The sequence below is a fragment of the Nonomuraea sp. NPDC049695 genome, from assembly GCF_040674955.1.
Classification (GTDB): Bacteria; Actinomycetota; Actinomycetes; order Streptosporangiales; family Streptosporangiaceae; genus Nonomuraea; species Nonomuraea helvata.
The window spans coordinates 17,967-43,207 of the sequence record NZ_JBFANV010000072.1; the positions used below are offsets into that span (position 1 = coordinate 17,967).

The 25,241-nt window shown below is 70.6% G+C and carries 27 protein-coding genes; 12 read left to right on the plus strand and 15 right to left on the minus strand.

What is annotated here, in order from left to right; all coding sequences use genetic code 11:
* Window positions 1-4: 4 nt before the first annotated feature.
* Complete coding sequence (locus AB0J64_RS41950; RefSeq protein ID WP_364040649.1) at window positions 5-967, minus strand: zinc-binding dehydrogenase; 963 nt, start codon at window positions 965-967, stop codon at window positions 5-7.
* Window positions 968-1,066: 99 nt separating this feature from the next.
* Between AB0J64_RS41950 and AB0J64_RS41955 the strand changes: the two genes are divergently transcribed.
* Complete coding sequence (locus AB0J64_RS41955; protein WP_364040652.1) at window positions 1,067-1,633, plus strand: helix-turn-helix domain-containing protein; 567 nt, start codon at window positions 1,067-1,069, stop codon at window positions 1,631-1,633.
* A 2-nt stretch (window positions 1,634-1,635) separates the two neighbouring features.
* On the opposite strand, the gene AB0J64_RS41960 is transcribed toward AB0J64_RS41955, so the two are convergent.
* The gene (locus AB0J64_RS41960) at window positions 1,636-2,190 is read right to left on the minus strand and encodes a type 1 glutamine amidotransferase domain-containing protein (RefSeq protein ID WP_364040655.1); all 555 of its coding nucleotides are present in this window, start codon (window positions 2,188-2,190) and stop codon (window positions 1,636-1,638) included.
* Between the two features lie 242 nt (window positions 2,191-2,432).
* On the opposite strand from AB0J64_RS41960, the gene AB0J64_RS41965 reads away from it, so the two are divergent.
* From AB0J64_RS41965 to AB0J64_RS41985, 5 genes are read left to right on the plus strand one after another with little or no spacing between them, the layout of a single operon-like run.
* A complete protein-coding gene (locus AB0J64_RS41965; protein ID WP_364040658.1) occupies window positions 2,433-4,250 on the plus strand; it encodes an ABC transporter substrate-binding protein in 1,818 nt (605 codons plus the stop codon).
* The gene (locus tag AB0J64_RS41970; RefSeq protein ID WP_364040661.1) at window positions 4,247-5,302 is read left to right on the plus strand and encodes an ABC transporter permease; all 1,056 of its coding nucleotides are present in this window, start codon (window positions 4,247-4,249) and stop codon (window positions 5,300-5,302) included. The genes AB0J64_RS41965 and AB0J64_RS41970 overlap by 4 nt, the downstream gene beginning before the upstream one ends.
* Window positions 5,299-6,180 (plus strand): ABC transporter permease, encoded by an 882-nt coding sequence (locus tag AB0J64_RS41975; protein ID WP_364040664.1) that lies wholly within the window; start codon window positions 5,299-5,301, stop codon window positions 6,178-6,180. The genes AB0J64_RS41970 and AB0J64_RS41975 overlap by 4 nt, the downstream gene beginning before the upstream one ends.
* The gene (locus tag AB0J64_RS41980) at window positions 6,177-7,151 is read left to right on the plus strand and encodes an ABC transporter ATP-binding protein (protein WP_364040667.1); all 975 of its coding nucleotides are present in this window, start codon (window positions 6,177-6,179) and stop codon (window positions 7,149-7,151) included. The genes AB0J64_RS41975 and AB0J64_RS41980 overlap by 4 nt, the downstream gene beginning before the upstream one ends.
* Window positions 7,148-8,152: an ABC transporter ATP-binding protein gene (locus AB0J64_RS41985; protein ID WP_364040670.1), complete on the plus strand. Its 1,005-nt coding sequence runs from the start codon at window positions 7,148-7,150 to the stop codon at window positions 8,150-8,152. The genes AB0J64_RS41980 and AB0J64_RS41985 overlap by 4 nt, the downstream gene beginning before the upstream one ends.
* Here AB0J64_RS41985 and AB0J64_RS41990 read toward each other — a convergent pair.
* Both AB0J64_RS41990 and AB0J64_RS41995 read right to left on the minus strand, forming a co-directional pair.
* Window positions 8,149-8,796 (minus strand): response regulator transcription factor, encoded by a 648-nt coding sequence (locus AB0J64_RS41990; protein WP_364040673.1) that lies wholly within the window; start codon window positions 8,794-8,796, stop codon window positions 8,149-8,151. The two genes, AB0J64_RS41985 and AB0J64_RS41990, sit on opposite strands and share 4 nt — an antisense overlap.
* Window positions 8,793-9,890 (minus strand): histidine kinase, encoded by a 1,098-nt coding sequence (locus AB0J64_RS41995; protein WP_364040676.1) that lies wholly within the window; start codon window positions 9,888-9,890, stop codon window positions 8,793-8,795. The genes AB0J64_RS41990 and AB0J64_RS41995 overlap by 4 nt, the downstream gene beginning before the upstream one ends.
* 109 nt (window positions 9,891-9,999) lie before the next feature.
* Here AB0J64_RS41995 and AB0J64_RS42000 point away from each other — a divergent pair, with 109 nt between their 5' ends.
* On the plus strand, window positions 10,000-11,076 hold the full coding sequence (locus AB0J64_RS42000; protein ID WP_364040679.1) for an alpha/beta hydrolase: 1,077 nt from the start codon (window positions 10,000-10,002) through the stop codon (window positions 11,074-11,076).
* On the opposite strand, the gene AB0J64_RS42005 is transcribed toward AB0J64_RS42000, so the two are convergent.
* Window positions 11,037-11,861, minus strand: coding sequence for an NmrA family NAD(P)-binding protein (locus AB0J64_RS42005; RefSeq protein ID WP_364040682.1), 825 nt, complete (start codon window positions 11,859-11,861; stop codon window positions 11,037-11,039). The genes AB0J64_RS42000 and AB0J64_RS42005 overlap by 40 nt on opposite strands.
* 61 nt (window positions 11,862-11,922) lie before the next feature.
* Entirely contained in the window at window positions 11,923-13,098 is a 1,176-nt protein-coding gene (locus tag AB0J64_RS42010; RefSeq protein WP_364040685.1) for an FAD-dependent monooxygenase, read from the minus strand.
* Window positions 13,099-13,171: 73 nt separating this feature from the next.
* On the opposite strand from AB0J64_RS42010, the gene AB0J64_RS42015 reads away from it, so the two are divergent.
* A complete protein-coding gene (locus tag AB0J64_RS42015; RefSeq protein ID WP_364040688.1) occupies window positions 13,172-13,738 on the plus strand; it encodes a TetR/AcrR family transcriptional regulator in 567 nt (188 codons plus the stop codon).
* 12 nt (window positions 13,739-13,750) lie between these two features.
* Here the strand turns inward: AB0J64_RS42015 and AB0J64_RS42020 are convergent, their stop codons facing one another.
* The 3 genes from AB0J64_RS42020 to AB0J64_RS42030 are packed head-to-tail and all read right to left on the minus strand — an operon-like array spanning window position 13,751 to window position 15,349.
* Window positions 13,751-14,389, minus strand: a complete 639-nt coding sequence (locus AB0J64_RS42020) for a maleylpyruvate isomerase N-terminal domain-containing protein (protein ID WP_364040691.1) — start codon at window positions 14,387-14,389, stop codon at window positions 13,751-13,753.
* Window positions 14,390-14,408: 19 nt separating this feature from the next.
* Window positions 14,409-14,723 (minus strand): multidrug efflux SMR transporter, encoded by a 315-nt coding sequence (locus tag AB0J64_RS42025; RefSeq protein WP_364040694.1) that lies wholly within the window; start codon window positions 14,721-14,723, stop codon window positions 14,409-14,411.
* A complete protein-coding gene (locus AB0J64_RS42030; protein ID WP_364040697.1) occupies window positions 14,720-15,349 on the minus strand; it encodes an NAD(P)H-dependent oxidoreductase in 630 nt (209 codons plus the stop codon). The genes AB0J64_RS42025 and AB0J64_RS42030 overlap by 4 nt, the downstream gene beginning before the upstream one ends.
* A gap of 73 nt (window positions 15,350-15,422) precedes the next feature.
* Here AB0J64_RS42030 and AB0J64_RS42035 point away from each other — a divergent pair, with 73 nt between their 5' ends.
* Window positions 15,423-15,983, plus strand: coding sequence for a helix-turn-helix domain-containing protein (locus tag AB0J64_RS42035; protein WP_364040700.1), 561 nt, complete (start codon window positions 15,423-15,425; stop codon window positions 15,981-15,983).
* Here AB0J64_RS42035 and AB0J64_RS42040 read toward each other — a convergent pair.
* The 3 genes from AB0J64_RS42040 to AB0J64_RS42050 are packed head-to-tail and all read right to left on the minus strand — an operon-like array spanning window position 15,964 to window position 18,348.
* A complete protein-coding gene (locus AB0J64_RS42040) occupies window positions 15,964-16,692 on the minus strand; it encodes a nucleotidyltransferase (RefSeq protein ID WP_364040703.1) in 729 nt (242 codons plus the stop codon). The two genes, AB0J64_RS42035 and AB0J64_RS42040, sit on opposite strands and share 20 nt — an antisense overlap.
* A 48-nt stretch (window positions 16,693-16,740) precedes the next feature.
* Window positions 16,741-17,679, minus strand: a complete 939-nt coding sequence (locus AB0J64_RS42045) for a ribose-phosphate pyrophosphokinase (protein ID WP_364040706.1) — start codon at window positions 17,677-17,679, stop codon at window positions 16,741-16,743.
* A 33-nt stretch (window positions 17,680-17,712) separates the two neighbouring features.
* A complete protein-coding gene (locus AB0J64_RS42050) occupies window positions 17,713-18,348 on the minus strand; it encodes an HAD family phosphatase (RefSeq protein ID WP_364040709.1) in 636 nt (211 codons plus the stop codon).
* Window positions 18,349-18,468: 120 nt separating this feature from the next.
* On the opposite strand from AB0J64_RS42050, the gene AB0J64_RS42055 reads away from it, so the two are divergent.
* Window positions 18,469-20,268, plus strand: coding sequence for an alkyl sulfatase dimerization domain-containing protein (locus tag AB0J64_RS42055; RefSeq protein ID WP_364040712.1), 1,800 nt, complete (start codon window positions 18,469-18,471; stop codon window positions 20,266-20,268).
* 26 nt (window positions 20,269-20,294) lie between these two features.
* Here AB0J64_RS42055 and AB0J64_RS42060 read toward each other — a convergent pair whose 3' ends face one another.
* On the minus strand, window positions 20,295-20,756 hold the full coding sequence (locus AB0J64_RS42060) for a hypothetical protein (RefSeq protein WP_364040715.1): 462 nt from the start codon (window positions 20,754-20,756) through the stop codon (window positions 20,295-20,297).
* A gap of 34 nt (window positions 20,757-20,790) precedes the next feature.
* A complete protein-coding gene (locus tag AB0J64_RS42065) occupies window positions 20,791-22,200 on the minus strand; it encodes a cytosine permease (protein WP_364040718.1) in 1,410 nt (469 codons plus the stop codon).
* A 39-nt stretch (window positions 22,201-22,239) separates the two neighbouring features.
* On the opposite strand from AB0J64_RS42065, the gene AB0J64_RS42070 reads away from it, so the two are divergent.
* Window positions 22,240-23,664, plus strand: a complete 1,425-nt coding sequence (locus tag AB0J64_RS42070; RefSeq protein WP_364040721.1) for an MFS transporter — start codon at window positions 22,240-22,242, stop codon at window positions 23,662-23,664.
* A 129-nt stretch (window positions 23,665-23,793) separates the two neighbouring features.
* The gene (locus tag AB0J64_RS42075) at window positions 23,794-24,798 is read left to right on the plus strand and encodes a CehA/McbA family metallohydrolase (protein ID WP_364040724.1); all 1,005 of its coding nucleotides are present in this window, start codon (window positions 23,794-23,796) and stop codon (window positions 24,796-24,798) included.
* Here AB0J64_RS42075 and AB0J64_RS42080 read toward each other — a convergent pair.
* Window positions 24,791-25,228, minus strand: a complete 438-nt coding sequence (locus AB0J64_RS42080; RefSeq protein ID WP_364040727.1) for a GNAT family N-acetyltransferase — start codon at window positions 25,226-25,228, stop codon at window positions 24,791-24,793. The genes AB0J64_RS42075 and AB0J64_RS42080 overlap by 8 nt on opposite strands.
* Between the last annotated feature and the right edge of the window lie 13 nt (window positions 25,229-25,241).

Consider the following 25,241-nt stretch of genomic DNA (forward strand, 5'->3'; position numbering starts at 1 on the left):
GGCGTTACGGATGGGTTTCGGGCCAGTCAGGCACTCGGCCAATCTTCAGAATGATCTTCCCAGTGATGGAGCCGTCGAGCTGGGCGGCCTTCGCGCTCTCGAGGTCCTCCCACGGGCCGTGCCGGCCGACTTCGACGGACAGGTCGCCGGCGGCCACCAGGGCGAGGAGGTGGGCCAGGTCCGCCGCAGGGGCCGCCACGTCGCCGAAGGAGTTGAGGGACTTGGCGAGGCCCAGGGAGAACGTCGAGTTCGGGGGGAAGGTGGCGGACTCTCCTGATGCCCAGCCGATGCTCTGGAGGTTGCCGCCGGGCTTCACCAGGGCCCAGGCGGTGACGAGCGTCGGGCCGCCTACCGTCTCGATCGCGACGTCGACCGGCTCGACGCCGTCGAGCCCCACGACCACCTCGACACCGCCCGGCCGTCCCCGCTCCTCGGGTGTGCCGGCGAGGGCGGCGGTCAGCTGGTGGGCGCGTTCCGGCCTGCTGGCGGAGGCGATGACGTGCGCGCCCGACCGCCGGGCCAGCTGCACGGCCAGCCGCCCCACCGCGCCCGACGCCCCGGTGACCAGGACGCGCGAGCCCGGCGCCGGTCCGGCGGCACGCAGCGAGCGCAGCGCCGTGAGGCCGGCCATCGGCAGCGCGGCGGCCCGTACCAGATCCACCTGGTCAGGCACCTGGGCCAGCGAGCCGGTGTCGAACGCCGCCCGCTCCGCCCACGCTCCCGCCCCGAACGCCGCCACCCTCGCGCCCACGCCGGGACCCGTGCCGTCCTCGGCGGCCCGTACGACGACGCCGGCCGCGTCGTAGCCGAGCACCGTGCCCTGCGGCAGGCGCCCCATGTGCCGCAGGTCGCTGAAGTTCACGGACGCGTGCTGGATCTCGACGAGCGCCTGACCGGGGCCCGGCACGGGCTCGGGCACCTCCGCGAACCGTCCCTCGCCCCCTGGACCCGACACCAATGCGCGCATGTACGACCTCCCTGCACCAAGATGCGGACTGTCGGTCCGCTTCGATGGCAGGGATAGTATGAGGACCGATAGTCCGGTTGCAAGCCAAGGAGGATCAGGGTGCGGTCAGACGCCACGCGCAACCGGGAGGCGATCCTGCGGGCCACGGAGGACCTGCTGGCCACCCATGGGGCCGAGCACCTTTCCCTCGACCGGGTGGCCGCGGCGGCCGGGGTGGGGAAGGGCACGCTGTTCCGGCGCTTCGGCAGCAGGACCGGCCTGTTCCAGGAGCTGCTCGCCGAGCGGGCCGCCGCGCTGGCGCTCGCCATCGAGTCGCCCGGCTCGCCGCTCGGGCCCGGCAACCCGCCCAGGGAGCGGCTGCTCGCCTTCCTGGACGAGCTGGCCGAGCTGGCTCAGCGCAACCTCGCCCTCTTCGCCGCCCACGAGCGGGCCTGCGCCGATGACAAGTATCGGGATCCGACCTATTTGCGCTGGCACACGCACGTGACCGCGCTGATCGCCGAGGCCGGGCCGGGCGGCGGCGAAGGCCGGCTCGACGCGGAGTTCGCCGCTCACGCGCTGCTCGGCTCCTTCGACGCCGACCTCGCCCGGCATGTCATGGCGGATGGCGGGCCGGCCCGGCTCAAGTCCTCGGTCAGGGGCCTGGCCGAAGCCCTCCTCGCCTGAAACTACGACTGCTGGTCGCCGAACGCGTCGGTCGCTGCCTGGCAGAACGCCTTGAGGTCGTCCGGCTTGCGGCTGGTGACCAGGGTGTTCGGTCCACCCGTGCACACCATGACCTCCTGGTCCACCCACGTCGCCCCCGCGTTGCGCAGGTCCGTCTGCAGGCTGGGCCACGAGGTGACGGTACGGCCGCGTACGACGTCCGCCTCCACCAGCGTCCAGGGCGCGTGGCAGATGGCGGCCACCGGCTTGCCCGCGTCGAAGAAGGCGCGGGCGAACTGCACCGCCTGCGGCTCCATGCGCAGGAAGTCGGGGTTCGCGACGCCGCCCGGGAGCACGAGGCCGTCGTAGGACGCCGGGTCGGCGTCGTCCACCGTTTCGTCCACGGCGAACCTGCCGGCCTTGTCCAGGTGGTGGAAGGCCTGGATCTGACCCGACCGGGTGGAGACCAGCTTGGGAGTGCCACCCGCCTGCTTGACCGCCTTCCACGGCTCGGTGAGCTCCACCTGCTCCACTCCTTCGGGAGCGACCAGGAACGCGATGGTCTTGCCGTCCAACATGTGAACTCCTCCCTTGGCTGCATGTCCTCACCCCCTTTCCGAGGGGACCAGGTGTATGCGCCTTGTACGGTGGTGCCGGACTCGCCGGGGGCGCCGCGTCAGGGGGGTTCCACGGATGGTGAAAATTTACACCGAAAATGGAAACGAGAGTGAAACAATTTTCCGCCACTCGTTGACACGCGGACTCCGTATGGTGTGCCTTTCTCTACACAGGAAAACCCCCGCCTGAAGGTGAGGCACTTATGAGGAAATGGTTCGCGCGCCTGGCAGTGCTGGGTGTCGCGCTATTAGTAGCAGGTCAGGGCGCGACAGCGGCACAGGCTCAGGAACCTGCGGCGGGGAAGAAGATCGTCCGCATCGGGGCCACGCAGTCCATGGACTCGATGAACCCGTTCCTCGCTGTCCGCCTGGTCTCGACGTCGATCCACCGCTGGATGTACGGCTACCTCACGGTCCCCGACTCCAAGACGCTGCAGCCCAGCCCGGACCTGGCCGAGTCGTGGACCACGTCGCCGGACGGGCTCACGTGGACGTTCAAGATCCGCCAGGCCAAGTGGTCGGACGGCCAGCCGATCACGGCCGACGACGCGGCGTGGACGTTCAACAAGATCATGACGGACGAGGCCGCCAAGACGGCCAACGGCCCGGCAGTGGAGAACTTCGCGAGCGTCACGGCCAGCGGCCAGGACCTGACGATCAAGCTCAAGGCCCCGCAGGCGTCCATGCTGGACAACCCGATCCCGATCATGCCCAAGCATGTCTGGGAGTCGGTCACCGACCTGGCCAACTACGATGCCGAGAAGTACCCGAGCGTCAGCAGCGGTCCGTACATCGCGATCGAGCACAAGAAGGACCAGTACGTCAAGCTGCAGGCCAACCCCAACTACTGGCGGGGCAAGCCCAAGGTCGACGAGCTGCAGGTCATCTTCTACGACAACCCCCAGGCCGCGATCGCCGGTCTGCAGAAGGGTGACATCGACCTGATCGGCCGGCTGAGCCCGCCCGAGTTCGAGGCCATCCAGAACAACCCGAACATCGAGGCGTGGAACACCCAGGGCCGCCGCGCGGCGTACCTGCAGATCAACCACGGCGCCACCACCACGGACAACAAGCCCGTCGGTGACGGCCACCCGGCGCTGAAGGACGTCAAGGTCCGTCAGGCGCTGCACTTCGCCATCGACAAGCAGAAGCTGGTCGACGAGGTCCAGAACGGCCTGGCCAAGCCCGCCGACGGCTCGATCGTGCCGCCGATGTTCAAGGACTTCTTCTGGGAGGCCACCGGCGATGAGAAGGTCACGTACGACCCCGCCAAGGCCAACAAGATCCTCGACGACGCCGGCTACAAGAAGGGCTCCGACGGCGTCCGTACGATGCCCGACGGCAAGAAGAAGCTGGAGTTCCGCTTCACCATCCACACCGACACCCCGATCGAGGACAAGCTCGCCGAGTACCTGACGGGCTTCTTCAAGGAGGTCGGCATCACCCTGACCACGGTGAAGCTGGAGTCCAGCAAGTTCACCGAGGAGACCGGTGTCACCGGCAACTTCGACATCGCGATCAGCGGCTGGTCGGTCAACCCCGACCCCGAAGAGGTCCTGGCCACGCACCTGTGCAGCCGTAGGCCCGCCCCGAACGGCGAGGGCGGCGGCACCGAGTCGTTCTTCTGCGACGAGACCTTCGAGAAGCTCTACCAGGAGCAGCTGAAGGAGCTCGACCGGCCCAAGCGCGCCGAGCTCATCAAGCAGATGCAGGAGCGGCTCTACACCCAGGCCCCGATCATCGCGATCTACTACCCGAACGACCTCGAGGGCTACCGCAAGGACCGGATCACCAGCATCACCCCGATCCCTGAGGACAAGGGCCTCCTGTACGGCGGCAGCGGCTACTGGCCGTTCTACACCGTGGACGTCAAGGCCACGGCGGCGAGCGGCGGCAGCGGCTCCGGCGGCGGCTCCAACACCGGCCTCATCGTCGGCATCGTGGGGGGCGTCGTGGTCATCGGACTGGCGGTGTTCCTCCTGAGCAGGCGTCGTAAGAGCGTCGCCGACGAGCGCGAATGACCACTCCGCTAGAAGCAGCAGAGCCCGCCGCCGTCCAGGCGGCGGGCCCTGGTGACGAGCGCTCCACCCGCCGCGGCACGCTGCAGTACGCGCTGTCCAAGGCCGGTGGGGCGCTGTTCAGCATCGCCATGGTGATCGTCGGGACGTTCTTCGTGTTCCGGCTGCTGCCCGGCGACCCGGTGCGGAACCTCGCGCAGGGCCGCAACATGACGCCGGCCCAGCTCAACCTCGAACGCCACCGGCTGGGCCTGGACAAGCCGCTGATCGACCAGTTCTTCCAGTTCGTCGGCGACACGCTCAGGCTCGACCTCGGCACCTCGTACGAGTACAAGCGGCCGGTGCTCGACCTGATCGGCGAGCGCATCGGCCCCACTCTCCTGCTGGCGGGGACGGGCCTGGTGATCGCGGTCAGCCTGGGCATCTGGCAGGGCACCCGGGCGGGGTGGCGGCCCGGCAGCAGGTTCGACCGGTTCTCCACCGGCGCGTCGCTGCTGCTCTGGTCGGTGCCGACGTTCTGGCTGGGACTTCTGCTCATGATGGTGTTCGGCGTGGGCATCGGCCCCATTCCCGGCATCTTCCCCTTCAGGGGCATCGAGAGCGTGGACGCGCCCGACGGGTTCGCCTATGTCCTGGACGTGGCCTCGCACATGGTGCTGCCGTGCCTGACCCTCGTGGCCGTCGTGTACGCGCAGTACCTCCTGGTCATGCGCTCCTCGCTGCTGGAGGAGGTCAGCCAGGACTACGTGACCGTGGCCCGCGCCAAGGGCCTGCGCGATGACGAGGTACGCCGCCGCCACGCGGTGCCCAACGCGCTGCTGCCCACGGTGACCCTGGTCTTCATGCGCATCGGCTTCGTGGTCGGCGGTGCGGTCACCGTGGAGACGATCTACACCTGGCCCGGACTGGGACAGCTGTTCTACGAGGCGGTCAGTGTGCCCGACTTCACGCTCATGCAAGGCACGTTCCTGCTGATCACTGTGTCGGTGATCGTCATGAACACGCTGGCCGACGTGGTCTACCACATGCTCGACCCGAGAGTGAGGTCGGCATGACCAGTGTCGCCGCAGACCGCAGGCGGCTGGCGCTGAGCCGTTTCTGGGCCGAGTTCCGCCATCACCGGGCCGGAATGGTCGGCCTGGTGATCCTCGTCGTCGCCGTGGTGCTCGCTCTCGTCGCACCGCTGTTCATCAGCGCGGACGTCACCAGCGTCATCAAAGGCACGGGTGCGAAGTGGGCGGCGCCGAGCCTGGGTGAGCCGTTCGGCACCGACGAGTCGGGCCGCTCCATCCTGCTGATGGTGTGGTGGGGCTCGCGCACGTCGCTGTTCATCGGCTTTCTCGCCGCGTTCCTCAGCATCGTGATCGGCCTGGTGGTCGGCGTCGCCGCCGGACACTTCCGCGGCTGGCTCGGCGGCGCGCTCATGCGGGTCACCGACTGGTTCCTGGTGCTCCCTTCGCTGGTCACGGCTCTGGTGCTGGCGGCCATCCTGGGTGGCAGCACCTTCACCATCATCATGGCGATCGGGATCACGACCTGGCCGTCGACCGCCCGGCTGATCAGGGCGCAGACGCTCGCCGTGGAGTCCCGGCCGTACATCGAGCGGTCGAAGGCGCTCGGCGGCGGGCACTGGCACATCACGACCAGGCACGTGCTCCCCAACGTGGCGCCGCTGCTGCTGGCCAGCACCACACTGGAGGTGGCCAGCGCGATCGTCACGGAGTCCACGCTCGCCTTCCTCGGCGCCAGCGCCAACAAGACCTCGTGGGGCACCATGCTGCGCGCCTCCTATGACTTCGGCGCGGCCACGCAGGGCGCGTGGTGGTACATCTTCATCCCCGGCCTCGCCATCCTGGCCGTCGTCATGGCGTTCACCCTGGTGGGGCGGGCGCTGGAGGCCGTGCTCAACCCGCGGCTGAGGAGGGCGGCATGACGCTTCTTGAACTCGATGACGTGTCGGTGACGTACCGCATCGCGTCGGGCGAGGTGCCCGCGGTACGGGGTGTGTCGCTGACGCTCGACTCCGGAGCGGCACTCGGAGTCGCCGGCGAGTCGGGGTCCGGCAAGTCGACGCTGGCCATGGCGCTGCTGCGGCTCCTGCCCCGCGACGCGCACGTCGGCGGCCGGATCCTGCTCGACGGCGAGGACATGCTCACCATGAAGTGGGGCCGCATGCGTGCCGTGCGGTGGGCCGAGGCCTCGATCGTGTTCCAGGGCGCGCAGCACGGGCTCAACCCGGTGCGCAGGATCGGTGACCAGATCGCCGAGCCGCTGCTCGTACACGGACTGGCCAAGCCGGACGCCGCCGGCAAGCGCGTGACCGAGCTGCTCGAACAGGTCGGCCTGCCCGCCTGGCGGGCCCGCAGCTACCCGCACGAGCTCTCCGGCGGGCAGCGGCAGCGCGTGATGATCGCGATGGCGCTGGCGTGCTCGCCGCGGCTGATCATCGCCGACGAGCCGACCACGGCGCTCGACGTGATGGTGCAGGCCCAGGTCCTGAGCTTGATCAAGGAACTGGTCGCCGAGCACGACATCTCACTGATCATGATCTCGCACGACCTGTCGGTCCTGGCGGACGTGTGCGACCAGCTCGCGGTCATGTACGCGGGCCGCGTCGTCGAGCACGGCCCCTCCGCCGAGGTGTTCCACGATGCCAAGCATCCCTACAGCCGGGCGCTGGCGGCGGCGTTCCCCACGGTGGGCGACCCGGCCTCGCGGCTGGCCCCGAAGGGCCTCGGCGGCGATCCGCCGGACCCCATGCAGCTTCCGAGCGGCTGCGCGTTCCATCCGCGCTGCCCCGTGGCGCTGGACGAATGCCCGACCCTGGACGTGGAGCTGTGGCCCGCGGGCGAGCGCCGCAGCGCCGCTTGCGTGCACGTACGCGAGAAGGAGGGGGCCTCATGACCGAGACGCAGACCACCGCGGAGGCCGTCTCGACGGCCCGGCCGAGCCTGCTGGAGGCCCGCGACCTGCACGTGGAGTTCTCCTCGCGCGGGCGCCGCGCCAGGGCCGTGGACGGCGTGAACCTCGCCGTCGGCGAGGGCGAGATCGTGGCCCTGGTCGGCGAGTCGGGCTGCGGCAAGACCACCCTGGCGCGCACGCTGCTCGGCCTCGAGCGCCCCACCTCGGGCGAGATCCGGTACGGCGGCGCCGCGCTGGACTACGGCTCCAGGGCGCTCAAGGCGTACCGCAGGCAGGTGCAGCTCGTGCTGCAGGACCCGATGGGCTCGCTCAACCCCAGGCAGACCGTGTACGAGGCGGTCGCCGAGGGGCCGCGCATCCACGGCCTGCCGGACGAGCGGGAGGTCGTGGCCGAGGCGCTGTCCAGGGCGGGGCTGCGGCCGCCCGACCGGTTCTTCCAGCGCTACCCGCACGAGCTCTCCGGCGGGCAGCGGCAGCGCGTGGTGATCGCCGGCGCGCTGGCGCTGAACCCCAAGGTGCTGATCGCCGACGAGCCGGTGGCCTCGCTGGACGCCTCCGTACGCGGCGAGATCCTGGCCCTGATGCTCAAGCTCCGCGAGGAGCTGGGGCTGTCGGCGCTGGTCGTCACCCACGACCTGGGCCTGGCCTGGAACATCGCCGACCGGGTGGCGGTCATGTACCTGGGCCGGATCGTCGAGTCGGGCCCGGTGGAGCAGGTCCTGACGGCGCCGCGGCACCCGTACACGCAGGCCCTGATGTCGGTGCTGCCCGAGTCTCCCGAACGGATCGTGCTCACCGGCGAGCCGCCGGACCCGACCAGGATCCCCGGCGGGTGCCGCTTCCACGCCCGCTGTCAGGTGCTCGCCTCCGGGAAGGCGGCCGAGGCGGGGGTGGACGCCAGGTGCCGGTCGGAGCTGCTGGACATCCTGCCCGCCGTCCCGGACGCGCAGGCGGCCTGCTACTACGCGGATGTGACCGGTTAGCCGAGGTCGGCGTCGTGGACCAGGATGGCGGCCTGGACGCGGTTGGCCAGGCCCAGCTTGGCCAGCATGCGGCTGACGTGCGCCTTCACCGTCGCCTCCGTCAGGTGTAGCTCGCGGCCGATCTCGGCGTTGGACAGGCCGCGGGCGACGGCCCTGATCACGTCCTCCTCCCGCCCGGTGAGCCGGTCGAGCTGCCTGCGCGCCACCTCGGCGCGGGAGGGGACCCGGTTGGCGTACGAGGCGATCAGGCGCTTGGTGACCGAGGGCGAGAGCATGGCCTGGCCGCCGGCGACCGTGCGGACGGCGGCGGCCAGCTCTCTCGGCGGGGTGTCCTTGAGCAGGAACCCGACCGCGCCCAGACGCAGCGCCTCGTGTACGTACTCGTCCAGATCGAACGTGGTCAGCATGATCAGCTTGGGCGCGTCAGGCTCGGACAGGAGTCGCGCGGCGGCGGTCAGGCCGTCCATGCCCGGCATGCGGACGTCCATCAGCACGACCTCGGGCCGCAGCCGCCGTACGGCGGAGAGGGCCTCAGCGCCGTCGCGGGCCTCGCCGGCGATCGCGATGTCGCCCGCCGCCTCCAGGATCAGCCGCAGCCCCGAACGGACGAGCTCCTCGTCGTCCACGACGAGCACCCGGATCATGCCGGGATCCTGGCGCTCACGAGGAAGCCGCCGCCGTCCTGGGCGCTGGTACGCAGTGTGCCGCCGAGCAGCTCCACCCGTTCCCGCAGCCCCACCAGGCCCCAGCCCGCGCCGGGCAGCTCCCCGGGCGGCGACCCCGGCGCCTGGTTGCGCACCTCCACCTCCAGCTCCTCGGCCCCGTAGCGGATGAGCACGTCCGTGGCGGCGTCGCCCGCGTGCTTGTGCACGTTGGTGAGCGCCTCCTGGACCACCCGGTACGCGGTCCGCTCCACGGTCGGCTCGACCTGCCGCGCCTCGCCCTCGTCGTGCCTGGTCACCGCGATGCCCAGGGCACGGGACTGGTCGAGCAGCCGGTCGAGGTCCCCCAGGGTGGGCGGTGGCCGGAGCGGGGAGTTCTCGGGCGTGCGCAGGACGCCCAGCACGTCGCGCAGGTTCGCCAGCGCCTCCCGCCCGATCCCGCCGATCAGGGCGGCGGACCGCTCCGTCTCCTCGTCGGACGCCCGCATCTCCAGCGCCCCCGCGTGCAGCACCATGAGCGAGACCCGGTGCGCGACCACGTCGTGCATCTCCCTGGCGATCCTGGCCCGCTCCTGAACCCTGGCCTGCTCGGCCCGCATGACCTGCTCGTGCTCGCGGCGTTCCGCGCGCTCCCTGGCCGCCTCCCGGCGGGTGCGCACCAGGAGGCCGAGCGCCAGCGGCAGCCCGATCACGGCCAGCGCCAGGATCAGGGCGTTGCCCGGGGTGGCGGTCATCATCGCGCGCGGGCCTCCCTGGGACACGCCCGCGAGCGCGGCGACCCCGCACACGCCCAGGCAGCCACCGAGGTAGGCGGCCAGGCGCCGCCCGCTCAGTGCCAGGCCCGCGTAGTAGGAGGCCACCAGCAGCGGCGGCCACATCACCAGCCACGCGTAGCCGACGGCGCCCACCGCGGCCAGCGGCCACCAGGACCGGCGCGCCCGCCAGGCGGCCAGGCCCGCGACCGCGGCGACCGCGACCAGCACCGGGAGCGGCAGGCTCGACGGCACCCCGCCCTGCCCCTTCCCCACGAGCAGCGAGGCCGCGAACACCCCTGCGCCGAGCAGCACGAACCGCATGCCTCACAGCGTATGGGCCGTCCGGAACAGGACATTAAGCCGAAAGTAGTAAGAGCCGATCGACGATCGGGGCGTCCCGGGCGGCGGCCCCTGGCACCAGCCTGGGCCCATGCGTAAAACCCTGATAACAGTCGCGATGTCCTTGACCGTACTCGCCGGAGCCGCTCCGGCGCAGGCGGCCGACGTCGCCCTTCCGAAGCCGACCGGTCCGCGGCCGGTCGGCACGACCAGCCTGCACCTGGTCGACTCGAGCCGCCCCGACCCGTGGAACCCCGAGGCGTCGGAGCGGGAGCTGATGGTCTCGCTCTGGTACCCGGCGAAGCGGGCAGCGGGGCGGCCGGCCCCGTACATGACGCCCCAGGAGTCCGCCGCCGTACTCAAGGACTTCCCGAACGTCCCTCCGGACGCGCTCACCAGGACCAGGACGTACGCCCGGCTGGACGCGCCCGTGAGCCCCGGCAGGCACCCCCTGGTCGTCATGTCGCCCGGCTTCTCCTTCCCGCGCGCCACCCTGACCTCGCTGGCCGAGGAGTTCGCGAGCCGCGGCTATCTGGTGGCGGCGGTGGAGCACACGTACGAGTCGGTCGCGACCACGTTCCCCGACGGCCGGACCACCACCTGCCTGGCCTGCGTGAAGGGCCAGGACAACGTCAAGGTGGCCGCGGGACGCGTCAAGGACGTGCGGTTCGTGCTCGGAGAGCTGGTCAAGGGCCGGTGGGGCAGGGCGATCGACCGGTCGAGGATCGCCATGATCGGCCACTCCATGGGCGGGTACGCCACCGCCCAGACCATGCTCGCCGACACCCGGATCAAGGCCGGCGTCAACCTGGACGGCACGTTCGCGCTGGACGAGCCGCTCGACCGGCCGTTCATGCTGGTCGGGGCGCCGGGGCATGCCCCCGGCTACGGCTCGTGGGACAAGGCCTGGGCCAACCTGAAGGGCTGGAAGCGCTGGATCACGGTGGCGGGGACCGACCACGCGGCCTTCGTCGACTACGCCGTGCTCAGGCCGCAGCTCGGCCTCCCGGCGCAGCAGCTCGACGGCGCGCGGGCGCTGCGGATCACCCGCGCTCACCTGGTCAGCTTCCTCGACCGGCACCTGCTCGGCAAGCGGACCCCGGTCGAGGACTATCCCGAGGTCACCGATCACACCCGGAACGCGTCGGCGTTCTCCGAGGCCCACTGAGCGAAGCTGCGCGCGTCCCGGCCGGTGATCTCGCGCACGGTCGGGACCACCGTGTAGCCGACCTCCGGGGTGTTGCCCAGGGCCTGGACGAGGAAGTCGATGGTCTGCTCGCCCATGCCGTCGGCGGCCCACTTGGCCCGCGCCTCGTCCACGGTCAGCTCCACGTACTCGACGTGGCTGCCGATCGACGTCCCCAGGATCTCGACCTTCTGCCTGAGCGTGATCGCCTCGGGACCCGTCAGCACGTACGTCCTGCCGCCGTGGCCGCCCTCGACCAGCACCGTCGCGGCCACGGCGGCGATGTCGCGCTCGTGCACGAGGGCGCTCAGCCGGTCGCCGAACGGCTCCTTGATGACGCCTTCCGTCTTCACCGTCTGCGCCCACCAGCGCAGCGTGTTGGACATGAACTCGACCGGGTGGAGCAGCGTCCACTCCAGGTCGGTCGCGGCCAGCGCCTGCTCGAGCGGGCCGTCCTCGCGGCCGCCCAGCACGGTGGCCCGTCGCACGCCCGCCTCGACGGCCAGCTCCACGATCGCGGCGCCGTCCGGCAGGGGGGCGTAGTCGTCGCCCGCGAAGTTGATCAAGTGCACGCCGGTGACGCCCTCGAAGGCGTCCTTCAGCGAATCGGGGCTGGCGAGGTCTCCGGCGACGACCTCGACGCTCTCGGGGAGGCCGGCCTTGGCGGGGTTCCTGGTCAGGGCGCGTACGTGCTGCCCGGCCGCAAGGAGCTCCTCGACGACGAGACGGCCGACGGTCCCGGTGGCTCCGGTGACGAGGATGGTCATGGCGAACCCCTATTTCTCTGGAACGGAATGTTCTGATCTCAATATATCAGAACGGAACGCTTTATTCCATGTAGTTCTTGAGCGAGATGGCGTTCGCGGCGCGGTGGATGGGCCCGGCGATCCTGTCGATCATCCGGTCGCGGCCGGGCAGGTGGGGGAGCAGCTTGATCATCTTGAGCTGGAACCAGAGGGCCGCACGCGACCCGATCACCATGCCCTTGACGTTGGCGGGCCCGAGTGCCTGGTTGACCTCCGCGAACGGGCGCATCTCGCGCTGGTAGCCCTCCGCCCCGCCGCCCTTCGCCAGCTCGCCCGCCAGCACGTACGCGCCCACGAGCGCCAGGCTCGTGCCCTGTCCCGAGGCGGGCGAGGCGCAGTACGCCGCGTCGCCCACGAGCACGACGCGCCCCTTCGACCAGCGGTCCATGTGGATCTGCGTGACCGAGTCGAAGTAGAAGTCCGTGGCGTCGCGTACGGACTCCAGCAGCGCCGGCACCTCCCATTCGACGCCCCGCATGGCCTCCACCAGCAGGTCCTTCTGGGCGCCGGTGTCGCGGTGGTCGTAGGCCAGCGGCTCCGACGACCACATGAACAGGGCCTTGGCACTGGTGTCCTGCCTGGTGCTGTAGACGTTCGCGGTCCTGCCGGGGGCGGCGTGCACGGCCTCCTCGCGGTCCAGGCCGAGCTTGTTGGGCACCGTGCAGATCGAGATGTAGTGGCCGAGGTCGCGGGCGTACCGGGACTCCTCGCCGAAGGCGATCCTCCTGGTGGTGGAGTGCGCGCCGTCGGCGCCGACGACCAGGTCGAACCTGCGCGGCGCCGAGCGCTCGAACGTCACCGTGCCGTCTTCGGCGATGCCCGTGACGGAGTCGCCGAAGACGTACTCGACGTCGTGGCGCGTGAGGTCGTACAGCAGCTCGTTCAGGTCGCCGCGCATGATCTCGACGTCGTCGCCCGTGCGCCCGCCGAACAGGTCGGCGTCCATGGTCGCGACCTTCCTGCCCCTGGCGTCGTAGTGGGTGGCGATCCGCATGTCCGTGCTCCTGGCGCGGACCGCGTCCATGATTCCCATGCGCTCGACCACCCGGAGGGCCGCGCCCCTGATGTCCACCTTGTAGCCGCCCTCGCGGATCGCGGGGGCCCGCTCGACCACGGTCACGTCGAAGCCGTGCCGCCTGAGCCAGTACGCCGTCGTGGTGCCGGCGATGCTCGCGCCGGAGATGAGGATGTTCGTCATGGCTCAGACAGTACATATGTCTCAGACGCTTGTCTAGGACAGATTTTCAAGACAGTTGTGCTAGCCTCTGGGCATGGGAAACAGGGAAGATCTGCTGGCGGGGGCGAAGCAGTGCCTGATCGAGAAGGGCTATTCGCGCACGACCGCGCGCGACATCGCCAACGCTTCCGGGGTGAGCCTGGCGGGCATCGGTTACCACTTCAAATCGAAGGAAGCGCTGATGAACGAGGCGCTCTTCGAGACGATGCGGGAGTGGGGAGACGAGCTCGGGGCCACCCTGGCGGCCGACGTCAAGGCGGACGCGACGCCGCTGGAGCGCTTCGAGGCGGCCTGGGACCGGGTGACGGAGTCGTTCTCCAGGCTCCGGCCGCTGTGGGTGACCCAGTTCGAGCTGCTGGGGCAGATCGACCACGTGCCCGAGGTGCGCGAGCAGCTGATGCGCTCCATCAAGGAGGCGCGGGTGGGGCTGGCGGAGCTCTTCGAGGGGCTGGAGCCGGGGAGCGATCCGGCGCGTGAGCGGCTGGTGGGGACGGTCTACCAGGCGATGCTGACGGGGTTCCTGTCACAGTGGCTGCTGGACCCGGACAGCGCGCTGTCGGGCCGCGAGGTGGTCACGGCCCTCCGCATGATCGCCTCCTGACGGCGGGCGGCGTCAGAAGGCGCTTATGGTGGCCGGGGCGCGTTCGGCGCGGCTCAGGGTGCGGATGACCGCCGTGGCCCCGTGCCGGTGGACGGCCAGCCGGGCCAGCAGTTCGACCACGGGATCGATGATCGAGGACGGCAGCTCCGGCGTGTCCAGCCCCACGCTCGCCGCCAGGTCGTCCGAGTGTACGACCAGCTCCACGAGCCGCGTGAGCAGGAAGTCGTCGAGCCGCAGCGACCACCCCGCCCACGGCAGGCCCACGACCCGGTCGTCGGGTTCGGCGGCCAGGGCGGCGCTCAGCACGTCGAGCAGCACCTGCGTCCGGTCCGCCAGCGCCCCGGGCCCGTCCGCGGCGGCGGCCTGGCCGCCGCGCCTGATGCTCACGTTGCTCTCGTGGTCGAGCCCCGCCTGCACCCACGGCGACCTCGAGTAGTGCTCCAGGAGCTCGACCGGCTCGCCGGCCACCCCGTCGGGCGCGAGGACGTCACGGACGCGGACGAGCTGGTGGGCCAGGTGCCCGGCCAGCCCCGCGACGCTGAACTCGGTCAGCGCGCTCGGCTTGTCCCAGGCCGCCGCCACGGCGGGATCGCGCAGCAGGGACACCGCCGACGTCGCGGCCACCAGATAGGACTGCCTGATTTCCCCCATTTGCCGCCCTTCCCCTGGTTTAGGTGGTAACTCGCGCCAACACTATCCCTCCGACAATCAGGGCGAGCGCCGCCATCCTGCCGACCGAGACGGGGTCGTCGTTGAGCGCGATGCCCAGGCTGATCGCGCCGACCGCGCCGATGCCCGTGAAGACGGCGTACGCGGTGCCGACAGGCAGCGTGTTCATCGCCTGGGACAGCAGCCAGACGGCGGCGGCCATCAGGACGAGGCACACGAGCGTGGGCACCGGTCGGGTGAAGTTGTGCGTCGGCTTGATGCTCTGCGACCACGCCACTTCGACGAGGCCGGCGAGGAGCAGGACGAGCCAGCTCACCGGGCCGCCTCCTTGAGCGCCGCCGCCAGGGACTCCTCGTGCCTGTCGCGCAGGTCCGCCAGGGCCGGGTCGAGCCGCGCGTTGACGAGCTCCGCGTGGATGAACGTCACGTCCTCGACCCTGAAGTGCCCCTTGAAGAAGTCGCGCAGGTAGCGCTCCTGGTGGTCGTAGGGCTCGCGGGGCGTGCCCGGCCCGTACGCGCCGCCCCGCGCGCTCGTCACCACGAACGAGCGGCCTTCGAGCGACATCTTCGGGAACGTGATCTGGTCGAGCCAGGCCTTGAGCGAGGAGGGGATCGAGTAGTTGTACATCGGCGTGCCGATCAGGATCACCTCGGCCGCCACCACCTCGTCGAGCAGCGGCTCCACGACGGCCCACGCCTGCCGCTGGGCGGGCGTCCGCACCGCCTCCCGATATCGCGAAATGTCGGTGATCTCGTGTTCGAGGAGGTGGTCGCAGAGCTCCGTCCACGCCTCGCCGATGTGCGGCACCGGCTGCGCGGCCAGGTCCCGGTAGGCGTACGGGCGATCGGGATGCGCCGCCCGCCACGTGTCGGCGTACACGGCGGACAACCTGCGCGAGAACGACGACGCCCGGCGCGCGCTCGCGTCCAGATGCAGCAACATGGTCTCTCCCTTGAAGTGGACACGCTGTCCACTTCAATATAACCGGACGCTGTGTCCACATACAATGGGACGCATGGAGAGAGCCGACGCCGCGCGGAACCGCGCGCGCATCCTGGAGGCGGCCGCGCAGCTCTTCGCGGAGCGGCTCCCGCAGGACGTGACGATGGACGACATCGCCAAGAAGGCCGGGGTGGGCCGGGGCACGCTCTACCGCCGCTACCCCGACCGGGCGTCGATCGCCGTCGCGCTCCTCGACGAGCACGAGCGGGCGTTGCAGGAGCGGCTGCTGCGCGGCGACCCGCCGCTCGGCCCGGGAGCGCCGCCCGGCGAGCGGCTCGCCGCCTTCTACGTCGCGATGGTGCGCCTGCTGGAGGACCACCGGCACCTGGTCCTCGGCTCGGAAGTGGGCCGCTCGCGCTTCGAGACGGGCGCGTACGGCTTCTGGCGGGCGCACGTCCGCGCGCTCCTGGTCGCGGCCCGCACCCCGGACCCCGACGCGCTGGTGGACGTCCTGCTCGCGCCGCTGGCTCCCGAGGTGTACGGCTACCAGCGCTCGGTGCTCGGCCTGACCCCGGAGCAGATCACGCGGGCGCTGGCCGAGCTCACGGCGACCCTCAGGTCAGGGCCTTCCTGATGGCCGACCTGACGAACGCGCGGGCCAGCCGCCCCCTCCTGAACCGGCTCAGCACCGGCCGGGGCGTGCCGTACCGGCGGGCCCGCACGTCGGCCACCACCTTCTCCGGCGCCCCCAGCTCGGCGAGCACGTCCAGGGCCTCCCGCTTGCTGATCAGCCGCCCCTCCCGCAGCGTGACCGTGGCCCTGGCGACCGTCAGCATCCCCAGGTCCACCCAGATGTCGCGCAGCCAGCGCCGCCGTCCGCGCGTCTTGACGAGCCAGAAGTCGCGTAAGTCGGCCCGTACGAACTCGGCCACCTCTTCGTCGGACACCGGTGGCAGCAGGCCGGCGGGCGGCGGGCCGTACAACTGGAGGGCCCCGTCGTGCAGTTCGCGGCGGGTGATGGCGGTGACGGGGCGGCGGAAGATCCGCTCATACGCCCATGTCACGTGCTCAGTGTCGGGGTCGGCCAGTTCCTCCCTGGCCATGTACGAGCAGTGCAGCCGAGTCGCCAGCGGCCGGTCGAGCCCCCGGTGGACGGCCTTGATGCGGCGCCACTGCTCCATCGTCACCGGCGTGCCGACGACCGCGATCAGGTCCAGGTCACTACGCCCTGGCTGGTAGTCGTCGGTCGCCAGCGAGCCGTGCGCCCATAACGCGACCAGGGGAACGGTTGGCTCGATGCCCTGGAGGAAGTCGCTCAGCAGTCGTTGAGTCGCTGCGTGCATAGTCGCCACTATGATCCATCGACCGCTGAGTGGGAAGGTCGCCTCTGATCACGAGGCGTTGAACAGCGCGCTCACCGACTCCCCGTCGTGGATGCGGCGCATCGCCTCGGCCAGCGCGGGCGCGATCGACAGCACGGTGAGCTTCTCGCTGGGCTTGGGCGGCGGCACGGTGTTGGTGCAGACGATCTCCGCGACCTCCGGCAGCGCGCTCAGCCGCTCCACCGCCCCGCTCGCGAACAGACCGTGCGTGCACGCCACCCGCACCGAACGCGCGCCGAGCTCGCGCAGCCGGTCGAGCAGCTCGATGACCGTGCTGCCCTTGGCGATCTCGTCGTCAAGGATGATCACGTCCTTGCCCGCCACCTCGCCGATCACGGAGCTGATCACCACGCGGTCGTCGCTGAAGCGCTGCTTGGCGCCCATCGCGACCCCGGTGCCGAGCAGGCGGGCGAAGTGGGCGGCCTCCTTGGCGTTGCCGAGGTCGGGGGAGACGACGACCGTGTTCGACAGGTCGTACTGGCGGAAGTGCGCGGCCAGCTCGCGCAGCGCGTGCAGGTGGTCGACGGGGACGCTGAAGAAGCCATGCACCTGCGGCGAGTGCAGCGTCATCGCCAGCACCCGGTTGGCGCCCGCGGTCACCATCAGGTCGGCGACCAGCCGCGCGCCGATCGAGATGCGCGGGGCGTCCTTCTTGTCCGACCGCGCGAAAGCATAGTGCGGCAGCACCACGGTGGTCCGCGCCGCCGACGCGCCCCTGGCCGCGTCGAGCATCAGCAGCAGCTCGACCAGATGCTCCTGTACGGGCGGCACGAGCGGCTGGATGAGGAACACGTCGCGCTCGCGGCAGTTGGCCTGGAGCTGCACCTCGAGCACGTCATTGGCGAAGCGCTCGACCCTCACCGGGTGGAGAGGCGTGTCCAGGTGGTCGCAGATCTCTTCGGCCAGCTCAGGATGGGCGCTACCGCTGAAAACCGTGATGTCTCGCACGATTTCGTAAGCATAGCCCCCTGGCCTGCACGTTCACGAGGGCGACCCCAGCAGCTCGGAGGTCAGCGCGTCGAGGTCGGGCAGGACGCGCCCCGCCAGGGCCAGCGCGTCCGGCGCGGGCGGGTAGCGCGGATGCGGCACGGCGATCACGCGCATGCCCGCCGCGTGCGCCGAGCGCAGCCCGTTGCTGGAGTCCTCCACGGCCACGCACTGCCGTGGATCGACCTCGAGCCGCCGGGCGGCCTCCAGGTATCCGTCGGGCGCCGGCTTGCCCCGCTCGACCTCCTCGGTCGAGACGGTGGCCGCGAAGCACTCCGTCAGCCCGGCCGCCGCCAGCACGACGTCGATCAGCGTACGCGGGGACGAACTGGCCAGCCCCAGCGTGACCGACTCGTGCAGCCGCCGCACCGCCTTCACCGCCCCCGGCATCAGCGGCACCTCGTCGCGGTAGCGGGCGGCCATCTGGTCGACCACCCCCCGCGCGATCTCGTCGGGCGACAGCGACACCCCGAGCGAGTGCAGGTACGCGGCCCACTCCGGGGTGCTCATGCCCATGAGCCTGGACTGCGTGTCGGGCTGCCACGTGCCGCCGTGCTCGGCGACGAAGGCCCGCCGCACCTCCTCCCACACCGGCTCGGAGTCCACCAGCACGCCATCGAGGTCGAACACACACGCTTCCACCCGACAAGCCAACCACACAGCCTTCGCCGTGTCCTTATTGCCCTAGATTCATGCTATTAGGGCGATTCATTGGGCTATTCGGGCTGATTCTCGGGCACTCGGCTTGGCATGGCAGACCTTCCATTTCACGACAAGGGCGACTTCGCGGACGCGGACCGCGGTTTCATCGGGAAGCTCAGCCCGGCAGTGATCAGGACGGCGGATGGCAGGGTCATCTGGGACAACGACTCGTACGACTTCCTCCGGGGGGAGTGCCCGGACACGGCCCATCCCAGCCTCTGGCGGCAGGGCCGGCTCTGCGCCAGGCAGGGCCTGTACGAGGTCACCGAGGGCGTCTACCAGGTACGCGGCCTGGACCTGTCGAACATGACCCTGGTCGAGGGCGAGCGCGGCGTCCTCGTGATCGACCCGCTGATCTCCATCGAGTGCGCCGCCGCCGCGCTGAGGCTGTACCGCGACCACCGCGGCGACCGCCCGGTCACCGGCGTCCTCTACACGCACTCGCACGCGGACCACTTCGGCGGCGTACGCGGCGTCACCGACGGAGACGTGCCGATCCTGGCCCCCGCCGGCTTCATGGAACATGCCGTGGCGGAGAACGTCTACGCGGGCCCCGCCATGACCCGCCGGGCCGTCTACATGTACGGCCCCGCGCTGCCCCGCTCGCCCGAGGGCCAGATCGGCTGCGGCCTCGGCATGACCACCTCGACGGGCACCGTGTCGCTCATCCCGCCCACGCTGGACGTCACGCGTACCGGACAGGAGGAGACCGTCGACGGGATCCCGCTGGTCTTCCAGCTCACACCGGGCACGGAGGCCCCCGCCGAGATGAACTTCCTCCTCCCCGACCGCCGCGCACTCTGCCTGGCCGAGAACGCCACCCACAACCAGCACAACATCCTCACCCTGCGCGGCGCGCAGGTCCGCGACGCCCGCCTCTGGGCGCGCTACCTGAACGAGGCCGTCTCGCTCTTCGCCGACCGGGCCGACGTCGCCTTCGCCTCGCACCACTGGCCCACCTGGGGCCGCGACGGCATCGTACGGCTCCTCGAGCAGCAGCGGGACATGTACGCGTACCTGCACGACCAGACCCTGCGGCTGCTCAACAAGGGCCTGACCGGGCCCGAGATCGCCGAGGTCCTGCACATGCCGCCCGGGCTGGAGGAGGTCTGGCACACGCGCGGCTACTACGGCTCGGTCAGCCACAACGTCAAGGCCATCTACCAGCGCTACCTGGGGTGGTTCGACGGGAACCCGGCGCGGCTCTGGGAGCACCCACCGAGGGAGAGCGCGGTCCGGTACGTCGAATGCCTGGGCGGCGGCTCGGCCGTGGTCGAGCTCGCCAGGCGCTACATCCGCGAGAAGGACCTGCGCTTCGCCGCCCAGCTGCTCAACCACGCCGTCTTCGCCGACGAGGGGAACAAGGAGGCGCGCGACCTGCTCGCCGAGGTCTACACCCGGCTCGGCCACGGCGCCGAGAACGCCACGTGGCGCAACTTCTACCTCATGGGCGCCCTCGAGCTGTCCGAGGGCATCGTGCCCGCCACCGTGGACGTCACCTCGCCCGACCTGCTCACCGCGCTGACCGTGGAGCAGGTCTTCGACTCGCTCGCCATCCGCGTGGACGGGCCCCGCGCCTGGAACGAGCGGGTGTCGATCGACTGGCAGCTCACCGATCTGGGGGAGCGGCACCGTACGACGCTGTCCAACGGCGCGCTCATCCATCAGCGGGAGCCGGCGGACGAGAGCGCGGACCTGACGCTCCGGCTGACGAAGGAGCAGCTCGTGGGGCTGCTGTCGGGCAAGGGCGTCGAGGGTGTGGAGCGCGAGGGGGACACGGCGGCCCTGCAGCGGCTGGTCGCCGTGCTCGACCGGCCGGTGCCCGACTTCGCCATCGTGACGGCCTGAGCCGTCACTCCGGGCACTCCGATCCGTCAGTCAGCGCCCTCGACCTCGAGTGCTCTGCAGGCCAGCACCAGCAGCGTCACCACGGCGGCCCCGGCGCCCGGCCCCACCACGAGCGGCATGGTCAGCTCGCCGGCGTGCCACGCTGCCGCCAGGATCGCCGCCGACGTCACCACCGCCACCCCGAACATCGCCGCCCACAGCGGCAGCAGGTCGAGATACGCGAAGAGCAGCGGGAACGCCAGCCAGACGAACGGCGGCGCCACCGCGGCGAGCACCAGCCATCCGGCCGTCACCAGCCCGAGCCACACGGGCCCCCGCGCCCGGACCACCGCCAGGCAGCCGGCGGCGTAGGCCAGGCCGAGCAGCACGCCGCCGACGGCCACGGCGACGCGGCCCTCGCGCAGCGAGCTCACCACGGCGATCGCGAGAAGCACGCAGGCGGTGGCGTGCACCGCCCGCCGCAGCAACCGCGACGGAACGTCCATCATTACTCACCTACAGTAACAATGGACCTGGCCGAGGTCACGCGCCGCGACGCCGCCGCATGAAGGTCGTGATCAGGAAGTACAGGATCCCGGCCAGCACGAGAGCGATGACCACGCCGATGTTGGCCGCCCCGAACGTGCTCTTCTCCAGCTCGTCGCTCATCAGGAAGCCGACCACATCGGCGATGTACGGATCGGCCGAGGTGATGAGCCCGAGCCCCACGACCGACGCCACGACCAGCGACACCAGCCCGGCCCCGTTGAGCGGGGGCGCGCCCGGCCGCAGCAGCCGCTCGTCGTACGACCGGCCGCCGGCCCGCAGCAGCCACATGTCCACCAGGAAGATCGCCACCCAGGCCGCCATCACCACACCGATGATCGCCAGGAACGCCTGGAAGGTGCCGAGGAAGCTGTCGGACACGAACAGCAGGTAGTACCCGCCGAGCACCATGAGGACGCCGTCGATCAGCACCGCGTAGTGCCGCCTGATCGGCACACCCAGCGCCAGCATCGACAGCCCGGACGAGTAGATGTCCATGATCGCCCCGGCCAGGAAGCCCCCGATGGCGGTCAGCAGGTACGGCAGCAGGAACCACGTCGGCAGCGCCCCGGCCAGCGCCCCCACCGGATCGCCCCCGGCGGCCTCGGCCAGCTTCGGATCGCCGCCCGCCAGCAGCACGCCGAACACGAGCAGCACCATGGGCGGCAGCGCGCCGCCCAGCGTCGTCCACAGCGCCACCGACCTGGGCCGGGAGTTGGCGGGCAGGTACCGGGAGTAGTCGGCGCCGCAGTTGACCCAGCCCAGCCCCAGCAGCGTCATGGCGAAGATGACCCCGCCCACCCATCCGCCGGGTCCCGCCGTGCTCTCCAGCGACCCGCCGAGTTTCGGCGCCATGAGGATCATGTAGACGACGGTCAGCACGACGAACGCGTACGTCAGGTACCGCTGCACCGCCATGATCATGGCGTGGCCGTACACGCCGACCGCGACCACCACGACGGCGGCGACGGCGAAGCAGAGGGCGGTCGCCGTCGTGGCGGGGATGCCGGGCGCGAGGCGGGCGAGGATGGCCGCGCCGCTCTGCGCGGAGAGCGTGACGAGGACGATCTCCCAGCCGACGTTTGAAATGTACGAAAAGACGGCGGGCAGCTTGTTCCCCTGGTAGCCGAACGGCGCCCGGCCCAGGGCCATCGTCGGCACGCCCGACCGTGTCCCGCCGATGGCGACCAGGCCGACCAGCAGGAACGACAGCACGTACCCGATGGTCCCGGTGATGATCGCCGGGACCACGCCCAGGCCGAGACCGACGACGTACACCCCGAACGCGACGCCGAACAGGGAGAGGTTGGAGCCCGCCCAGGGCCAGAACAGGTCCCCGGGGCGGCCGCGCCGCTCGGCTTCGGGAACGGCGTTGATGCCGTTCTGCTCAACGGTCATCGAATTCATGACCGGACGTTACCCGTCTTTTGGGGAGAAAGGAGAACTATGAGCGGAATGGGAGCGTCCGGGGTGGACACGCGCAGGCACGCGCTGGCGGTGTGCCTGGTGGCGGCGTTCATGACCGGGCTGGACGTGAGCATCGTCAACGTGGCGCTGCCGTCGATCCGGGCGAGCCTGCACGCGAGTGAGGACAGCCTGCAGTGGACGCTGTCCGGCTATGCCCTGACGTTCGGGCTGCTGCTGGTCCCGGCCGGGAGGCTGGGGGACGCCAGGAGCCGCAGGAAGCTCTTCATGTGGGGCGTGGTGCTGTTCACGCTGTCCAGCGCGGCGTGCGGCTTCGCCTGGAACACGCAGGTGCTGATCGCGGCCCGGCTGGTGCAGGGCATGGCGGCCGGAATGCTGAACCCGCAGGTCTCGGGCCTGATCCAGCAGATGTTCCGCGGGTACGAGCGAGGCCGGGCGTTCGGCGCGCTCGGCGCCACGATCGGCGTCTCCACTGCCGCGGGGCCGCTGATCGGCGGCGCCCTCGTCACCGTCTTCGGGGCCGATCACGGGTGGCGATGGGTGTTCCTGGTGAACGTGCCGATCGGGATGATCCTGCTGCCCCTGGCCTGGCGCGTACTGCCCGCTCCTGACGTCATGCCGCGGCGGGAGCGGCGGGAGAGCATGGACCCGGTCGGCGTCCTGCTCCTCGGCATCGGGGTGGCGGGCCTGCTCCTGCCCTTCATCCAGCGCCACCAATGGGAGGGGAACGCCAAATGGGTGCTCATCCCCCTCTCGTTCCTGGTACTGGCCGCTTTCGTGATGTGGGAGCGGTTCTACCGGCGTGAGTCGCTGGTCGACCTGGCGCTCTTCAGGAAGCGCTCGTACAGTCTGGGCTCGGCCATCGCCCTGTTCTACTTCTCCGGCTTCACGGGGATCTTCTTCATCTTCACCCTGTACCTGCAGAGCGGCCTGGGATACAACCCTCTGCAGGCCGGCCTCTCGATCACCCCGTTCGCCCTCGGCTCCGCCTCGGCCAGCGTGGTCGGCGGCCGGCTGGTGAACCGCCTCGGCCGCCGCCTGGTCGCCCTCGGCCTGACCACGGTGATCATCGGCGTCTCCGCGACCATGGCCGCCACCGCCCTGATCCCCGGCGGCGGCGTGGGCCTGGCCACCGCGCTTCCCCTGCTGGTGGCGGGCATGGGCAGCGGCCTGGTCATCTCTCCGAACCAGGCCATCACCCTGTCGGAGGTCCCGCCCGCGGGCGGCGGCAGCGCGGCGGGGGTCCTGCAGACGTGCCAGCGCCTGGGCTCGGCCATCGGGATCGCGGCGGTCGGCTCGACGTTCTTCGGCGCCCTGAACCAGGGCTGGCCGGTGGCGTTCCGCCACGGCCTGATGGTGGTGCTGCTCTTCATCCTCCTCGCCCTGTCGGCCGCCGCCTACGACCTGGCCCGCACCCAGGATGATGCTGGGGGACAGAGCCGATGAGGAGGAGGCGGCGCAAGCGTGCGCCTGCGCGTCTGGGGCGCCGGGAAGAACAGCCGGGTGCTCGAGGCGAACCTGCTGTCGAAGGCGATCCTGCCGTGGGGCTGCGGCTGATCAACTACCTTGATGGTCATGGATCACGGAACGGCGGAGCGGCGGTTCCCGCCCGAGCGGGTGCCCGGCCGGGGGCGTGGCTGGTACCGAGGCGACTGCCATGTGCATTCGGAGCTCTCGCACGGCGGAGAGCTGACACCGGAGCAACTCGCGGCCGGTGCCCGCGCGGCAGGGCTGGACTTCATCGCGACCACCGAGCACAACACCTCCGACGCGCACGGAGCCTGGGGCACGCTCGCCGGTGACGATCTGCTCGTGATCATCGGCCAGGAGGCCACCAGCCATACCGGGCACTGGCTGGCGCTCGGCATCCGACCTGGGCAGGTGATCGACTGGCGGTATCGCGTACGGGACGGCGTGATAGACCGGCACCTCGACCAGGTCCATCAAGCCGGTGGGATCTGCGTGGCGGCCCACCCGCACGCGCCGTACCCCTCCGGCGTGTTCATGTACCCGTACGACGGGTTCGACGCGGTGGAGGTGTGGAACGGGCTGTGGACCTCCAGCCTGCCGTGGAACGCGGACAACGAGTCGGCACTGGCCGAATGGGGGCGCAACCTGACCTGTGACATTCACGGGGGAGGGTGGCGGCCGGCGATCGGCAACAGCGACACCCATCTTGAGGGCCAGATCGGCACGCCGCACACGGTCGTGCTGGCGGAGGAGCTGAGCACCGAAGCGGTCCTCGCGGGCATCCGCGCGGGCCGGAGCTGGATCGCCGAATCGGCCACGGTCGCGCTGTCGTTCGAGGTATCGGCCGGTGATCGCAGTGCCGGCATCGGGGAGCGGCTGGAGACCTCTGGCGCGCCGGCCGTGGTGCGGGTGGACGTACGCGGCGTGCCGTCCGGCGCTGTCAGCTTTCACACCGATCGCGGCAAGGTGCACGGCGAAGCGCTGCCCGGCGATGGATCGGGATCCTTGGAGTGGCGCACCAGCGCGGAGGAGTCGGCGTTCGTACGCATCGAGGTACGCCATCCCAGTGGGGAGATGGCTGCCCTCACCAACCCGATCATCCTCAGCTGAAATCCGTGAACCGGTAGACGATCGACTCCCGTCGCCGGAACCCCGCGCGCTCATACAGCCGGTTCGCCGCCTCCCTGGACGGCCGCGACGTGAGGTCGACGGTACGAGCCCCCGACTCTCTGGCCAGCTCGAGTGCCTTGTCCGTCAGCGCCGCCGCCACGCCCTGCCCACGGGCGGCCTCGTCCACCACCACGTCCTCGACCCGCGCACGGAGCCCGGAAGGCAGCGGAAAGGTCACCAGCGTCAAGGTCCCGACGATCTGTCCTTGTACGCGCGCCACCAGCACCGTGTTCGACTCGAAGGCCAGCAGCCGGCGCACGGCCTCGCGATCGAGCGCTTCCGCGGTCGTCGACAGCTGCGGCAGCAGCCGACTGAGCGCCGCCACGACGTCGTCACTCGCCTCGCGCACGATCTCGATCTCGACGCTCATGAGCCCGACCCTA

What these genes read in the sequence shown, in the direction of transcription:
- AB0J64_RS41970 (WP_364040661.1), top strand. Translation starts at nt 4,247, where the DNA reads ATGACCACTCCGCTAGAAGCAGCAGAGCCCGCCGCCGTCCAGGCGGCG.
- AB0J64_RS42065 (WP_364040718.1), bottom strand. Translation starts at nt 22,200, where the DNA reads ATGAATTCGATGACCGTTGAGCAGAACGGCATCAACGCCGTTCCCGAA.
- AB0J64_RS42060 (WP_364040715.1), bottom strand. Translation starts at nt 20,756, where the DNA reads ATGATGGACGTTCCGTCGCGGTTGCTGCGGCGGGCGGTGCACGCCACC.
- AB0J64_RS41960 (WP_364040655.1), bottom strand. Translation starts at nt 2,190, where the DNA reads ATGTTGGACGGCAAGACCATCGCGTTCCTGGTCGCTCCCGAAGGAGTG.
- AB0J64_RS42030 (WP_364040697.1), bottom strand. Translation starts at nt 15,349, where the DNA reads ATGTTGCTGCATCTGGACGCGAGCGCGCGCCGGGCGTCGTCGTTCTCG.
- AB0J64_RS42040 (WP_364040703.1), bottom strand. Translation starts at nt 16,692, where the DNA reads ATGCACGCAGCGACTCAACGACTGCTGAGCGACTTCCTCCAGGGCATC.
- AB0J64_RS42035 (WP_364040700.1), top strand. Translation starts at nt 15,423, where the DNA reads ATGGAGAGAGCCGACGCCGCGCGGAACCGCGCGCGCATCCTGGAGGCG.
- AB0J64_RS42080 (WP_364040727.1), bottom strand. Translation starts at nt 25,228, where the DNA reads ATGAGCGTCGAGATCGAGATCGTGCGCGAGGCGAGTGACGACGTCGTG.
- AB0J64_RS41975 (WP_364040664.1), top strand. Translation starts at nt 5,299, where the DNA reads ATGACCAGTGTCGCCGCAGACCGCAGGCGGCTGGCGCTGAGCCGTTTC.
- AB0J64_RS42005 (WP_364040682.1), bottom strand. Translation starts at nt 11,861, where the DNA reads ATGACCATCCTCGTCACCGGAGCCACCGGGACCGTCGGCCGTCTCGTC.
- AB0J64_RS42020 (WP_364040691.1), bottom strand. Translation starts at nt 14,389, where the DNA reads ATGGGGGAAATCAGGCAGTCCTATCTGGTGGCCGCGACGTCGGCGGTG.
- AB0J64_RS41995 (WP_364040676.1), bottom strand. Translation starts at nt 9,890, where the DNA reads ATGCGGTTCGTGCTGCTCGGCGCAGGGGTGTTCGCGGCCTCGCTGCTC.
- AB0J64_RS42055 (WP_364040712.1), top strand. Translation starts at nt 18,469, where the DNA reads ATGGCAGACCTTCCATTTCACGACAAGGGCGACTTCGCGGACGCGGAC.
- AB0J64_RS41980 (WP_364040667.1), top strand. Translation starts at nt 6,177, where the DNA reads ATGACGCTTCTTGAACTCGATGACGTGTCGGTGACGTACCGCATCGCG.
- AB0J64_RS41985 (WP_364040670.1), top strand. Translation starts at nt 7,148, where the DNA reads ATGACCGAGACGCAGACCACCGCGGAGGCCGTCTCGACGGCCCGGCCG.
- AB0J64_RS41965 (WP_364040658.1), top strand. Translation starts at nt 2,433, where the DNA reads ATGAGGAAATGGTTCGCGCGCCTGGCAGTGCTGGGTGTCGCGCTATTA.
- AB0J64_RS42015 (WP_364040688.1), top strand. Translation starts at nt 13,172, where the DNA reads ATGGGAAACAGGGAAGATCTGCTGGCGGGGGCGAAGCAGTGCCTGATC.
- AB0J64_RS42070 (WP_364040721.1), top strand. Translation starts at nt 22,240, where the DNA reads ATGAGCGGAATGGGAGCGTCCGGGGTGGACACGCGCAGGCACGCGCTG.
- AB0J64_RS41990 (WP_364040673.1), bottom strand. Translation starts at nt 8,796, where the DNA reads ATGATCCGGGTGCTCGTCGTGGACGACGAGGAGCTCGTCCGTTCGGGG.
- AB0J64_RS42010 (WP_364040685.1), bottom strand. Translation starts at nt 13,098, where the DNA reads ATGACGAACATCCTCATCTCCGGCGCGAGCATCGCCGGCACCACGACG.
- AB0J64_RS42000 (WP_364040679.1), top strand. Translation starts at nt 10,000, where the DNA reads ATGCGTAAAACCCTGATAACAGTCGCGATGTCCTTGACCGTACTCGCC.
- AB0J64_RS42075 (WP_364040724.1), top strand. Translation starts at nt 23,794, where the DNA reads ATGGATCACGGAACGGCGGAGCGGCGGTTCCCGCCCGAGCGGGTGCCC.
- AB0J64_RS41950 (WP_364040649.1), bottom strand. Translation starts at nt 967, where the DNA reads ATGCGCGCATTGGTGTCGGGTCCAGGGGGCGAGGGACGGTTCGCGGAG.